This window comes from Corynebacterium argentoratense (genome assembly GCF_021491455.1).
GTDB lineage: Bacteria > Actinomycetota > Actinomycetes > Mycobacteriales > Mycobacteriaceae > Corynebacterium > Corynebacterium argentoratense_A.
Window position 1 is genome coordinate 142889 of record NZ_JAKETN010000004.1, and the last position, 12789, is coordinate 155677.

Sequence of the window (12789 nt, forward strand, 5' to 3'; positions counted from 1 at the left end):
CCCCTTCCTACAGGTTGGGGAACCAGATGCCGATCTCGCGCTCTGCGGACTCCGGGGAATCGGAGCCGTGGACGACGTTTTCAGCAACCTCGAGGGCGAAGTCGCCACGGATGGTGCCAGGTGTGGCCTTGGCGACCGGATCGGTGCCGCCAGCGAGCTGACGCCATGCCTCGATGGCGCGAGGGCCTTCAACGACGCCTGCAACCAGCGGAGCGGAGGTGATGAAGTCAACGAGCTCGCCGAAGAAGGGCTTGTCTTCGTGCTCTGCGTAGTGAGCCTTTGCGGTTGCTTCGTCAGCGACGCGCAGGTCCATTGCGGTGAGCTTCAGGCCTTTGCGTTCGATGCGGGCGATGATCTCCCCCACCAGTCCACGTGCAACACCATCGGGCTTGATCAGAATCAGAGTACGTTCAGTCATGCCCACAATCCTACAGTCTTAGGTGTGTTGGGTTGTGAGCAGGCCGCGTTTCATCCGTTCCAGAAGGTTCTTGCGCAGCACCAGGATGTACATCCACACGGCGATGAAAATGAGCGCCATGATCACCATTGAGTAGTGAACGAACAATCCTCCGCCGACGGCGATGACATTGAGCATAAGGTTGATGCTCAACGCGCCGGGGCGTTTCTGCATGAAGGCCCAGAGGAACATGGCAACGCCTACTGCGGTGACGAACACCCAGTTGAAGGTGGTCCAGTGGGCTCCGCCGTCGACCTTGGCGATGACGGTCAAAACGAGCAGCATGGAGATGGATTCCATGACGAGTGTTCCAGCCATGACGCCGCGCAGGCCTTTCATGGGATCTTTGGCTGGGGCGTGTCCGGGGCCTAGGGGTCCTACGCTCATGCGGGTTCCTTTCCAAACAGGGTGCGGGCTTCGCCTGCGGTCACGACAGACCCGGTGATGATCACTCCGGATCCGGAGACCTGTTCGCCTTCTTCGGCTAGGTCGACTGCCAAGGCGATTGCGTTGGGTAGTGCGTCGGCAACATGGACGCGTTCGTCACCGAAGATTTCTACCGCGTATTCGGCTAAAGCTTCTGCTTCTAGTGCTCGAGGTGAGTGGGTTTGGGTGCAGATGACCTCGTCGAAGACTGGCTCGAGAGCTGTGAGGATGCCACGGGCGTCTTTGTCGCCGAGCACACCGACCACGCCGATAAGGCGGCGGAAGGAAAAGTCCCTGCCGATGGCTTTGGCGAGGGCCTTCGCACCATGGGGGTTGTGGGTTGCGTCAATAAAGACGGTGGGTGCGGAACGGACGCGCTCGAGTCGGCCAGGTGACTGCACCTGGGCGAAACCTTGGCGCACTAGCTCAACATCCAGCGGGCGCCCCGCCCCTGCACCGAAGAAGGCCTCCACCGCAGCCAACGCACACGCGGCGTTCGCTGCCTGGTGTTCGCCAGACAAGGGCAGGAAAATGTCGGTGTATTCACCGGCGAGACCCCGAAGAGTAACTTGTTGTCCCCCAACAGCAACCCCGGAGGCGACTACGCCGAATTCCTGCCCGTAGCGGGCCACCGCGGCGTCAACACTGACGGCACGTTCCAAGATCACGCGCAGTGCTTCGGGGGTTTGCTCCGCAACAATCGCAACATTATCCGGTGGGGTGAGTAGGTCGTCGCTGTCCCAACGGGATTTGATAATGCCAGCTTTCTCCCCCGCGATCTGCTCAATGGTGTCGCCCAAATAGTCGGTGTGGTCCAACCCAACGGGCATCACCACCGCCACGTCGGAGTTGATCACGTTGGTGGCATCCCAACGCCCACCCATGCCAACCTCGACCACCGCAACATCGACGGGTGCGTCAGCGAACGCGGCGTAGGCCATGGCGGTGAGCACTTCGAATTTGCTCATGGGCACATCGCTGCGCGCATCCACCATCTCTACATAGGGTTGGATTTCGCGCCAGATCCGCACGTAGTCACGGGGGTGGATGGGCCGGCCGTCAATCGCGATCCGTTCGGTTGCCAGCTGCAGGTGGGGGCTGGTGGTGCGGCCGGTGCGGCGGGAGAATGCCCGCATGAGGGATTCGATCATCCGCACGGTGGAGGTTTTGCCGTTGGTGCCGGCCACGTGGATCGCGGGGAAGGATCGCTCCGGGTTGCCCAGGAGGTCCATGAGCAGTTCCATGCGGTCCAGGGTCGGGTCGATCTTGGTTTCCGGCCAGCGGGTGTCTAGCTCAGCTTCGACCTCGGCGAGGGCCGCGAGATCCGCGGGGGTGATGTCTAGCGGTGCGGGCTGTTCTACTGGCCCTTCGAGGTTGAGGCTCAGTCCGCCATCGCGTAGCTCGGGGTCCACTTAGAGTTCCTCCAGTCGCGCGGTAATGCGTGCGCATTCTTCTTGAGCGACCTGTTGGCGGTTGCGGATTTTCTGAACGACGGCTTCGGGTGCCTTCGCCAGGAAGGCTTCGTTGGCGAGCTTCTTGGCGGTGGTGTCGAGTTCTTTCTGTGCCGCCGCGAGGTCTTTTTCGAGGCGTTTGCGTTCGGCGTCTTTGTCGACGGCGCCGGAGGTGTCCAGTTCGACGACGACGGTGCCTTGGCTCAGGCGTACTTCGATGCTTGCTGACGCCGCGAAGGTTTCTGCGGGTGCGTCGACTCGCGCTAGGCTGCGCACGGCGTCTTCTTGTTCGCTGAGGTCGACTGCAGCAAAGTCGATGCGTGCGGGAACTTTTTGGGAGGGTTTGACACCTTGGTCGGAGCGGAAGCGGCGAATTTCGGTGATGAGTTTTTCTTGGTCTGCGATGCGTCGACGGGCGACGTCATCGATTGCGGCACCGCCGTTGGTGTCTTCGGCGGTGGGCCATGCGGCTGTGCAGAGGGTGTCGCCGCCGGCCAGTTCCTTCCAGAGCACTTCGGTGACGAAAGGCATGACGGGGTGCAGCAGGCGGAGGACAACGTCGAGGCTGCGGCCCAGGACAATCTTTGTGTGTTCGCCGCGCTGGGACTTTGCGATCTCGAGGTACCAGTCGCACAGTTCGCCCCAGGTGAACTGGTAGAGGGCTTCGTTGGCCTTGGCGAATTGGTAGTTGTCGAGGTAGGTATCGACTTGGCCGCGGACTTCTTCCAAGCGGTCGAGGATCCAGCGGTCGGCGTCGGTGAGTTCTTCGCGCGGGGGCAGTGCGTCGACGCGTGCGCCGTTCATGAGCGCAAATTTGGTGGCGTTGAACAGTTTGGTGGCGAAGTTTCTGGACGATTGTGCGGAGTCTTCACCAACGGGTAGGTCAACGCCGGGGTTTGCGCCGCGGGCAAGGGTGAAGCGCAGGGCGTCTGCACCATAGTCGCGAACCCAGTCCATGGGGTCGATGCCGTTGCCGAGGGACTTGCTCATCTTGCGACCGTGCTCGTCGCGAACCAGGCCGTGGAGGTAGAGGTCGGTGAAGGGCACGTTGCTGCCGAGCTTGTTGTCGGGCAGGGTGGCTGCGAAGGTGCCGAACATCATCATGCGGGCAACCCAGAAGAACAGAATGTCGTAGGCGGTGACCAGCACGGAGGTCGGGTAGAACTTGTCCAGTTCTGGGGTGCTGTCGGGCCAGCCCATGGTGGAAAATGGCCACAGTGCAGAGCTGAACCAGGTGTCGAGGACGTCCGGGTCTTGTTCGTAGCCTTCGGGGGCTTGTTCGTCGGGTCCGACGCAGACAATGTCGCCGTCGGGGCCGTAGAAGATGGGGATGCGGTGGCCCCACCACAGTTGGCGGGAGATGCACCAGTCGTGCATGTCATCGACCCATTCGAAGTAGCGGGGTTCGGCGCTCTTCGGGTGGATGGTGGTGTCGCCTTCGCGGATAGCGTCACCGGCCATTTTCGCTAGCTGTTCGACCTTGACGAACCACTGCAGGGATAGGCGTGGTTCGATGGGTTCCCCGGAGCGCTCGGAGTGGCCCACGGAGTGCACGTAGGGTCGCTTTTCGGCGACGACACGCCCCTGTTCGGCGAGTGCTTCGCGGATCTTCACGCGCGCTTCGAAGCGGTCCATGCCGTCGAACTGGGTGCCGGTGCCACTAATGCGGCCCTTGGAGTCCATGACGGTGGGCATGTCGAGGTTGTGGCGCACACCGAGGGCGTAGTCGTTGGGGTCGTGCGCGGGGGTGATCTTCACGGCGCCGGTGCCAAACTCGGGGTCGACGTAGTCATCAGCGACAACGATCATCTTGCGTTCGGGCAGGAACGGGTGATCGAGGGTGGTGCCGACCAGATCTGCGTAGCGTTCGTCATCGGGGTGAACAGCCACCGCGACGTCACCAAGCATTGTTTCCACACGCGTGGTTGCGACGATGACATGTGGTTCGTTGTCGTCGAGGGAGCCGTAGCGGATGGAGACTAGTTCGCCTTCGACGTCTTTGTAGACGACCTCAATGTCCGACACTGCGGTTTCCAGGACGGGCGACCAGTTGACCAGGCGGTTGGCGCGGTAGATCATCCCCTGGTCGTAGAGGTTTTTGAAGATGGTTTGGACGGCGCGAGATAGCCCTTCGTCCATGGTGAAGCGTTCGCGGGACCAGTCGACGGAGTCACCGATGGCGCGCATTTGTCGGCCGATCTTGCCGCCGTATTCGCGTTTCCATTCCCAGACTTTTTCGACGAATTCTTCGCGCTCGTAGTCGAAGCGGTCTTTGCCTTCGGTTTCTTTGAGCTGGGCTTCCACCTTGGTTTGGGTGGCGATGCCAGCGTGGTCCATGCCCGGCAGCCAGAGCACTTCGAAGCCTTGCATGCGTTTGCGGCGTGCGATTGCGTCCATGAGGGTGTGGTCGAGCGCGTGCCCCATGTGCAGTTGGCCGGTGACGTTGGGTGGCGGCAGGACGATGGAAAACGCCGGTTTCTTAGACGTCGGGTCTGCTGTGAAGTAGCCCTTGTCTACCCAGTGTTCGTAGAGTTCGGATTCAACGGCGGCTGGTTCCCACGACTTCGGCAAATTCATACGACCATCATAGTGCTAGCGGTCTGTGTGGAAATCTGCCTGGTCGATGTCGGCTATTTCTGCGCGGAACTCGTAGGCGTATCCGGGCCATAGCGCGGTGAGGGTGTTGGTGCGTTTGTCGATGTACCAGGCGCCGCAGCCGCTAACCCAGGCGCTGCCGTCAGCTTGGGTGCGCAGGTGTTGTTCGTATTTCTTCATGACGTCGCGGGTGACTTCGACGCGTTGGTGGTTGTGGTGGGGTGGGACCATGAGGTCTTGGTTTGCGGCGATGACGAGTGTGTCGGCGAATACAAACGGCTGGCCAATTCCTACGCCGGGATGGCGTTACTGGCGGGTTTCGGACGCTCGCGCAGGGAAGCGGAGATCAACTACATCTGCGATAATCTGCCGGCGACCTGGAATGTCACTCAAGCGCGCAGTAGGTTGTGGCGGATGCTCGATGAACTGGATGCGCATGGCTGGTGCGGCCACGAGATTTTTGTCCCCCACATTGCCGGGCTATCGTGCCCCATTACGAGCTCGACGCACCGGTATAGCCTGACGATCCCCGGCGACGCGGAAACAATTCCCCCCGGTAGGCACAGGGCCCTGGCCCGGCTGCTGTTGGACACAGCCGGGGCCATAGGGCGCGTAATTAAATGAGGCCTGCGGCCTTGACAGCGTCGCGCTCGGACTCGAGTTCTGCGACGTTAGCGGCGATGCGCTCACGCTGGAAGTCGGTCAGCTCGAGGCCCTGGACGATTTCCCACTTGCCGTTGCGGGAAACGGTCGGGAAGCCGAAGACGAGGCCTTCAGGCACGCCGTAGGAACCATCAGACACAACCGCTGCGGAGCACCAGTTCTCGCTGCCCTGAACCCAGTCGCGCATGTGGTCGATGGCGGAGGAAGCAGCCGATGCTGCGGAAGACTTGCCGCGAACCTCGATGATCTCCGCGCCACGCTTTGCGACGCGAGGAACGAATTCCTCCAGGTACCACTGCTGGTCCACCAGGTCGGAGACATTCTGGCCACCGATGGTGGCGTAGGAGATGTCCGGGAACTGGGTGGCGGAGTGGTTGCCCCAGACGACCATGTTGCGGAAGTCAGCGGAGGACTTGCCGAGCTTGGTGCCCAGTTGGGAGATGGAGCGGTTGTGGTCAAGGCGCATCATCGCGGTGAATCGCTCTGCGGGAATGTCCTGGGCGTGTGCGCGGGTAATCAGGGCGTTGGTGTTGGCCGGGTTGCCCACAACCAGCACGCGAACGTCGTCTGCAGCGTGGTCGTTGAGGGCCTTACCCTGGGGGCCAAAGATCTTACCGTTGGCAGCCAGGAGAGCGGAGCGTTCTTCGCCAGCTCCACGAGGCTTGGCGCCGACGAGGAAAGCTGCGGATGCGCCGTCGAAGGCTTCCTCCGCCTTGTCGGTGATGGTGATCTTGGACACCAGTGGGAATGCGGAGTCCAGTAGCTCCATTGCCACGCCTTCGGTGGCGCCTAGTGCTGGGGTGATCTCCAGGAGGTTGAGCTCAACCGGGGTGTCCTTACCGTAGACGTCGCCGTTGGCGATGCGCCACAGCAGGGAGTAGGCAATTTGGCCGGCTGCGCCGGTGACGGCAACCTTCTTGGGGGAAGTCATTGAGACCCTTTCGCGTAGAACATTAAAGTCTTTCATCCGCAATGCTAGCCGTTGCGCCGTGGGTCGGCTGTGCGGACGGTTTTGACCTTCACCCCCATTTGCGTCAGGCGGGCTACACTTGCGCGGTTTTTTCAGGCAACATGGTTACAAGCATTGCCCGTTTGACGACCGTGGAAGGATTCGCTCGAGTGACCGACGACCTGGATTTCGCCCCGAACAACAACCAGTCTGAAGACATCGCCACCGCGGTCGCCCTAGAGCACTTCGCGCGCTATGGTTACGACGAAACTCGCCTGGATACCATCGCACAAGAATCCGCCATTTCGAAGCGGATGATCCACTACTATTTCGGCGATAAACAGGGCCTTTACGTCCGCGCATTGCAGTTGGCAATCAAACTGCTCCGTCCTCTTCCGCAAGCCATGGAGTTGGACAGCACGGTACCCGTGGATGCTGTCGTGAAGGTTGTTGAAGCGATCGTTGACCAGATGGCCTCCCACCCGATGGCTGTGCGCATGGTGGTATTGGAAAACCTCTTCGGTCACGCAAATATGAAAAATGCCACTCCCCTTGCTGACCAGTCGTCGATCCTGCTGCAGCTCGACAAGATCCTGATGCTTGGCCAGGATTCTGGGGCGTTCCGCCCAGGTGTCTCGGCTCTGGATGTGTACGCGATCATCTCGTCGATGTCGATGTTTAGGGTCACTAACCCGGCGACGTTCGCGAACCTGTACGCCACGGATTTGCGCTCCGAGGACAACACCGCGGGGATGAAGCGGCTGGTTGTGGACGCTGTTCTAAGCTTCCTCACGTCCAACATGCAGCCGCATGGGGCAATGAGCTACCTGGTGCAGGAAAACCACGCGGATCGGGATTCCAGCATCTACGACGAATCCTAGGCGGCTGTCTGCTCGAATTCCGGTTCGGATTCGCCGCGGACTGCTGCGGCAGTGATGCGGACCTTGGTGAGGTCTTCCCGGTCGGGAATGTCGTACATCAGGGGCAGCAAAATTTCCTCCATGATCGCCCGAAGTCCTCGCGCGCCGGTATTGCGTTCGAGGGCTTTTTCAGCGATGGCCACTAGTGCGTCGTCTTCGAAGATGAGCTCCACATCATCCATCTCGAACAGTCGGGTGTATTGGCGCACGAGGGAGTTCTTGGGCTCGGTAAGAACCTTGATCAAACTATCGACGTCGAGTTGGGTGACGGTTGCGACGATGGGAAGGCGGCCAATGAATTCCGGGATGAGGCCGAACTTCACGAGGTCCTCAGGTTGGACTTCGCTGTAGAGGTCATCGTTGGTGGCCTTGGTGGAAATTTCATTACCGAACCCCAGGGACTTCTTGCCCCGGCGCTGTTCGACGACTTTTTCCAGGCCTGCGAAGGCGCCCGCAACAATAAACAAGATGTTGGAGGTGTCGAGGTTGATGAACTCTTGGTTGGGGTGCTTGCGGCCACCCTGCGGAGGAACCGATGCGACGGTGCCTTCGAGAATTTTCAGCAGAGCTTGCTGCACGCCTTCGCCAGAGACGTCGCGGGTAATCGAGGGGTTTTCGGATTTGCGGGCGATCTTGTCGACCTCATCGATATAAATGATGCCGCGTTGTGCCCGCTCGACGTCAAAGTCGGCAGCCTGCAGGAGGCGAAGAAGGATGTTTTCGACGTCTTCGCCAACGTATCCTGCTTCGGTGAGCGACGTGGCGTCAGCAATCGCGAAAGGCACGTCCAGCAGTCGAGCCAGGGTTTGCGCGAGGTAGGTTTTCCCGGAGCCTGTGGGGCCGAGCATCAAAATGTTAGATTTGGCAATCTCGACGTCATCGTTTTTCCGCTCGCGTAGAACGCGCTTGTAGTGGTTGTACACCGCCACGGCGAGGGTTCGTTTGGCGTCGTCTTGACCAATGACGTATCCGTCGAGGAACTCGGTGATTTGTTTCGGTCGGGGCAGCTTGGGGCCAGCGTCTGTGGTCTGTTCGGAGGCTGCGAGTTCCTCTTCGATGATCTCATTGCATAGTGCGATGCATTCGTCGCAGATGTAAACACCACCGCCGGCGATGAGCTTTTTCACCTGCTTTTGACTCTTGCCACAGAATGAGCACTTGAGCAGGTCCGAGGATTCTTGAATGCGTGCCATGAGTTCTTTCTCGACGTGGGTTTGTTCGTGTTCACTCTAATGCACAACATGGAGGGCGCGGCGATGGCCGCGCCCTCCATGTTGTGTGAGATTTTAAGCGTTGGCGCTAAGCTTGCGGTAGTCGAAGACCTGGTCGATGATGCCGTACTCGACGGCTTCGGCTGCGGTGAGGATCTTGTCGCGGTCAGTATCTTTGCGGACCTGTTCGGCGGTGCGCCCGGTGTGGCGGGCCAGCGTTTCATCCATCAGGGTACGCATGCGCTCGATCTCAGCGGCCTGGATCTCCAGGTCGGACACCTGGCCCTGGACACCACCGGTGGCGGGCTGGTGGATGAGCACGCGAGCGTTGGGCAGGGCGGCGCGCTTACCGGGGGTGCCTGCCGCGAGGATGACGGCTGCGGCGGAGGCAGCCTGCCCGAGGCAAACGGTCTGGACGTCACAACGAACATACTGCATGGTGTCGTAGATAGCCATCAGGGAGGTAAAGGAACCACCGGGGCTATTGATGTACATGGTGATGTCGCGGTCAGGATCCTGACCTTCCAGCACCAGAAGCTGCGCCATGATGTCGTTGGCGGAGGCGTCGTCTACCTGGGTGCCCAGGAAGATGATGCGCTCTTCAAACAGCTTGTTGTAGGGGTTGGATTCTTTCGCGCCGTAGGCGGAGTGCTCCACGAAGGACGGGAGGATGTAGCGCGCCTCGGGCACCTTGGGTGTGTTCATGTCTTAACTTCCTTATTTCAGGCCGGCAGGCTACTTCTTGGCGTGGGTGATCACGTGGTCGACGAAGCCGTATTCTTTGGCTTGCTCTGCAGTAAACCAGCGGTCACGGTCGGAGTCTTTGGTGATCTGCTCGACGGACTGGCCCGTGTGCTGGGCGATAAGTTCCGCCATTTCGCGCTTGGTGTGGGCGAACTGCTCGGCCTGGATGGCGATGTCTGCGGCGGTGCCGCCGACACCTGCGGAGGGCTGGTGCATCATGATACGGGCGTGCGGCAGTGCGTAGCGCTTGCCCTTGGTGCCAGCGGTCAGCAGGAACTGGCCCATGGAGGCTGCCAAGCCCATGCCATAGGTTGCGATATCGCAGGGCGAGTACACCATGGTGTCGTAAATCGCCATGCCTGCGGTGACGGAGCCTCCGGGGCTGTTGATGTACAGGCTGATGTCGCGCGTGGGATCTTCAGCACTGAGCAGCAGGATCTGAGCGCACAGTTTGTTGGCGATCTCGTCGTTAACGTCGGTACCGAGGAAGATAATGCGTTCTTTCAGCAGACGCTGGTAGACAGAGTCGCTGAGGTTCATGCCATCAGACATTGATTTAAGACCTTTCGTCGTTTTATACGCAGCCCACACTACCCGGGAGCTAGGGGAAAAGGTGAAAAGTTCGCTCACAGCGTAGAGGCCCAGCTCCCACCAGTGTGACGGGGGTGCCGGGCCTCTTAAAAAGCTGTATTATTCTGCAGATTCTTCTTCTGCGGTGTCCTCACCGAAGTACTCGGCGGGGTCGACCTTCTCGCCCTTGGAGTCGGTGACGGCAACCTTGCAGATTGCAGCTGCGAGGGCCTTGCCGCGGCGAACCTCTGCGAAGAGGTTGGCGATCTGACCGGACTGCTGCAGCTGGGCTGCGAGCTGGTTGGGGTCCATGCCGTAGGTCTGGGCAGTGAACATCAGGTGATCGGAGAGATCCTGCTGGCTGACCTCGGGCTTCTCGATCTCGGACAGGGAGTCGAGGAAGAGCTGGGTGCGGACGGCCTTCTCAGCGGATTCGCGTGCATCGGCCTCAAACTTCTCGCGGGAAGTCCCCTGGGCCTCGAGGAGGGTGTTGAGCAGCTCTTCGTTGCCGCCAACCTGGGCCAGCAGCTGTTGAACCTGGGCCTGGACCTGCTCGTCAACCATAGTCTCGGGCAGCGGGAACTCGGTCTTACCGAGAACATCGTCGAGGACGGCGTCGCGGATGGCGACAGCCTGCTCGCTCTTCTTCTGCTCTGCAACGTTGTCGCGGAGATCGTTGCGGAGCTCTTCGATGGTGTCGAACTCGGAAGCGGTCTGTGCGAACTCGTCGTCGGCCTCGGGGAGCTCGCGCTCCTTAACGGTGGTGACGGTGACGGTCACTTCAGCTTCTTTACCTTCGTGCTCGCCGCCGGGGACGGTGGTGGTGAAGGTTGCGGACTCGCCAGCAGACAGGCCGACCACGGCCTCGTCCAGGCCTTCGATAAGCTCGTCCTGGCCGACCTGGTGGGACATGCCCTCAGCGCTGGCCTCCTCGAGGGGTTCGCCATCGACGGTGGCTGCCAGGTCCATGACAACGAAGTCGTCCTTGGCTGCGGCGCGCTCAACTTCCTTGAGGGAGCCGAAGCGCTGGCGCAGGGAGTTCAGTGCCTCTTCGACGTCTTCATCGGAAACCTCGAGTGCGGGAACCTCAACCGCGACGTCATCGAAGGAAGGAACCTCGAACTCGGGGCGAACGTCAACTTCGAAGTTGAAGTCAACACCGCTGTTCGGGTCAACCTTGGTGAGGTCGATTTCCGGCTGGGAAACAACCTTGAGCTCGTGCTCGTCGAGCAGCTGGCCGTAGCGGTTGCTGAGGGTGTCGTTGACGACCTGCTCCATGACGGCGCCGCGACCGAAACGGGCCTCGATCAGCTGACGGGGAGCTTTGCCCCTGCGGAAGCCAGGGATCTGCACCTGCTGGGCAAGCGCGGCGTAGGCCTGGTCGATTTCCGGCTTCAATTCGTCAATCGGAATTTCGACGCTGACTTTGACGCGCGTATCGCTCAGCTTCTCGACAGAACTCTTCACGAGTCACTCTCCTGGGGTGTATCTAGATTGCGGGGACAAAGCAACGGGCCTGGCGCTGACGCCAGAACCCATCTAGTCGGGATAACAGGATTTGAACCTGCGACCCCCTGCTCCCAAAGCAGGTGCGCTACCAAACTGCGCCATATCCCGGGGTGTTCCAATAGTGTAGCGGCACTCAAACACTCCGCGCACAACGGGGTCCCTTTAAGGCCCACACCGTCAAAAAAACACAGGTCAGAAAGGCTGAATGTTGAGACACAACAAAAAGCGCGGCACCGTTTTTAACGATGCCGCGCTTAGAGAATTTTTGGAGGGAACGACGGGAATCGAACCCGCGTCTTCAGCTTGGAAGGCTGAGGTATTAGCCACTATACGACGTTCCCATCAGCGACGATCAGGCTTGCCCGAAGGCCGCCTGTGTCAGCCGCCAAAGATTAACACAAGGCGCAGACAATCAGCAAACGAAAGATAACCATCCGGTAACAAACCTGATACTTAACGATTTTTGCTGTACCGTAAAGGTATGGAACCAATGATTATTGACGCGAAGTCAGGTCGCGAGCTTTGGACTGCCACCGTATGCGCCAAGAAATCCGGCACTGCACGAGGTACTTTCACCAGCTACGCGGGCCGTGGACGTGCCCCCAAGCCCGCTTGCAAGTTCAACGGATTAACCCTCTGGGACTCCGCAGAAGTAAACGAGTGGATTAACAGCCGCCAAGCGTCTGTAGAGTCCGAAGCCTAAAACCACCCCGAACGTTCAACAGTCCCTTTGACCCCTGCCACGGCAGAGAAAAAGCGTTGGCGCACACCATCACCGGTGTGCGCCAACGCTTTTTAGCCTTACTTTTCGGGAGCAACCCCGGTGCGCTCGTACTCCGACAAAATATCAATGCGGCGCTGGTGGCGCTCCTCTTCACTCCACGGCTGCTCGATGAAAGCATCCACGATCGCAAGCGCTTCTTCCTCGGAATGCATGCGACCACCGATGCCGATGAGCTGTGCATTGTTGTGTTCACGCGCAAGCTTTGCGGTCTCAGTCGACCACGCCAGCGCACAACGCGCACCCTTGACCTTGTTCGCTGCGATCTGCTCGCCGTTACCGGAGCCACCCAAGACGATACCCAAAGAACCCGGGTCGGCAACTACCCGCTGAGCAGCATCGATACAAAAGGCAGGGTAGTCATCCAGGGCGTCGTATTCGTGCGCCCCACAGTCGATAACCTCGTGGCCCTTGGCCTCCAGGTGGCGGGCAATAACATTTTTCGTCTCGAACCCAGCGTGGTCCGCTCCAAGGTAAATACGCATGCCACCAAAGTAACAGCGTTAGCATGTC

14 protein-coding genes and 2 tRNA genes are annotated in these 12789 nt (G+C 60.0%); 3 read left to right on the forward strand and 13 right to left on the reverse strand.

Annotated elements, in window-relative coordinates; genetic code table 11:
- Nucleotides 1-7: 7 nt before the first annotated feature.
- The 5 genes from ndk to L1C91_RS06640 are packed head-to-tail and all read right to left on the reverse strand — an operon-like array spanning nt 8 to nt 5109.
- Nucleotides 8-418: a nucleoside-diphosphate kinase gene (gene ndk, locus L1C91_RS06620; RefSeq protein ID WP_021012019.1), complete on the reverse strand. Its 411-nt coding sequence runs from the start codon at nt 416-418 to the stop codon at nt 8-10.
- Between the two features lie 18 nt (nt 419-436).
- Nucleotides 437-844: a DUF4233 domain-containing protein gene (locus L1C91_RS06625; protein ID WP_041747096.1), complete on the reverse strand. Its 408-nt coding sequence runs from the start codon at nt 842-844 to the stop codon at nt 437-439.
- A complete protein-coding gene (gene folC, locus L1C91_RS06630) occupies nt 841-2295 on the reverse strand; it encodes a bifunctional tetrahydrofolate synthase/dihydrofolate synthase (RefSeq protein ID WP_419178719.1) in 1455 nt (484 codons plus the stop codon). The genes L1C91_RS06625 and folC overlap by 4 nt, the downstream gene beginning before the upstream one ends.
- Entirely contained in the window at nt 2296-4911 is a 2616-nt protein-coding gene (locus tag L1C91_RS06635; RefSeq protein WP_234858569.1) for a valine--tRNA ligase, read from the reverse strand.
- A 15-nt stretch (nt 4912-4926) separates the two neighbouring features.
- Nucleotides 4927-5109: a hypothetical protein gene (locus L1C91_RS06640; protein WP_234858570.1), complete on the reverse strand. Its 183-nt coding sequence runs from the start codon at nt 5107-5109 to the stop codon at nt 4927-4929.
- Between L1C91_RS06640 and L1C91_RS06645 the strand changes: the two genes are divergently transcribed.
- A complete protein-coding gene (locus L1C91_RS06645; RefSeq protein WP_234858571.1) occupies nt 5089-5553 on the forward strand; it encodes a hypothetical protein in 465 nt (154 codons plus the stop codon). The genes L1C91_RS06640 and L1C91_RS06645 overlap by 21 nt on opposite strands.
- On the opposite strand, the gene L1C91_RS06650 is transcribed toward L1C91_RS06645, so the two are convergent.
- On the reverse strand, nt 5546-6523 hold the full coding sequence (locus L1C91_RS06650) for a malate dehydrogenase (protein ID WP_234858572.1): 978 nt from the start codon (nt 6521-6523) through the stop codon (nt 5546-5548). The genes L1C91_RS06645 and L1C91_RS06650 overlap by 8 nt on opposite strands.
- A gap of 140 nt (nt 6524-6663) precedes the next feature.
- Here L1C91_RS06650 and L1C91_RS06655 point away from each other — a divergent pair, with 140 nt between their 5' ends.
- The gene (locus tag L1C91_RS06655; RefSeq protein ID WP_234858573.1) at nt 6664-7422 is read left to right on the forward strand and encodes a TetR/AcrR family transcriptional regulator; all 759 of its coding nucleotides are present in this window, start codon (nt 6664-6666) and stop codon (nt 7420-7422) included.
- Here L1C91_RS06655 and clpX read toward each other — a convergent pair.
- The 6 genes from clpX to L1C91_RS06685 all read right to left on the reverse strand — a co-directional run bounded on the left by clpX (nt 7419) and on the right by L1C91_RS06685 (nt 11836).
- Entirely contained in the window at nt 7419-8654 is a 1236-nt protein-coding gene (gene clpX, locus L1C91_RS06660) for an ATP-dependent Clp protease ATP-binding subunit ClpX (protein WP_234858574.1), read from the reverse strand. The two genes, L1C91_RS06655 and clpX, sit on opposite strands and share 4 nt — an antisense overlap.
- A 93-nt stretch (nt 8655-8747) precedes the next feature.
- The gene (locus tag L1C91_RS06665) at nt 8748-9377 is read right to left on the reverse strand and encodes an ATP-dependent Clp protease proteolytic subunit (RefSeq protein ID WP_234858575.1); all 630 of its coding nucleotides are present in this window, start codon (nt 9375-9377) and stop codon (nt 8748-8750) included.
- 30 nt (nt 9378-9407) lie between these two features.
- A complete protein-coding gene (locus L1C91_RS06670) occupies nt 9408-9968 on the reverse strand; it encodes an ATP-dependent Clp protease proteolytic subunit (protein WP_234858576.1) in 561 nt (186 codons plus the stop codon).
- A 138-nt stretch (nt 9969-10106) separates the two neighbouring features.
- Nucleotides 10107-11453, reverse strand: a complete 1347-nt coding sequence (tig, locus tag L1C91_RS06675) for a trigger factor (RefSeq protein WP_234858577.1) — start codon at nt 11451-11453, stop codon at nt 10107-10109.
- 76 nt (nt 11454-11529) lie between these two features.
- Nucleotides 11530-11603, reverse strand: a tRNA-Pro gene (locus L1C91_RS06680).
- 158 nt (nt 11604-11761) lie between these two features.
- Nucleotides 11762-11836: transfer RNA gene (locus tag L1C91_RS06685), tRNA-Gly, on the reverse strand.
- Between the two features lie 140 nt (nt 11837-11976).
- On the opposite strand from L1C91_RS06685, the gene L1C91_RS06690 reads away from it, so the two are divergent.
- Nucleotides 11977-12198 carry a hypothetical protein gene (locus L1C91_RS06690; RefSeq protein WP_234858578.1) on the forward strand — a complete coding sequence of 74 codons (222 nt, stop codon included), beginning with the start codon at nt 11977-11979 and terminating at the stop codon, nt 12196-12198.
- Nucleotides 12199-12296: 98 nt separating this feature from the next.
- Here the strand turns inward: L1C91_RS06690 and L1C91_RS06695 are convergent, their stop codons facing one another.
- Complete coding sequence (locus L1C91_RS06695) at nt 12297-12761, reverse strand: ribose-5-phosphate isomerase (RefSeq protein ID WP_021012031.1); 465 nt, start codon at nt 12759-12761, stop codon at nt 12297-12299.
- Nucleotides 12762-12789: the final 28 nt, after the last annotated feature.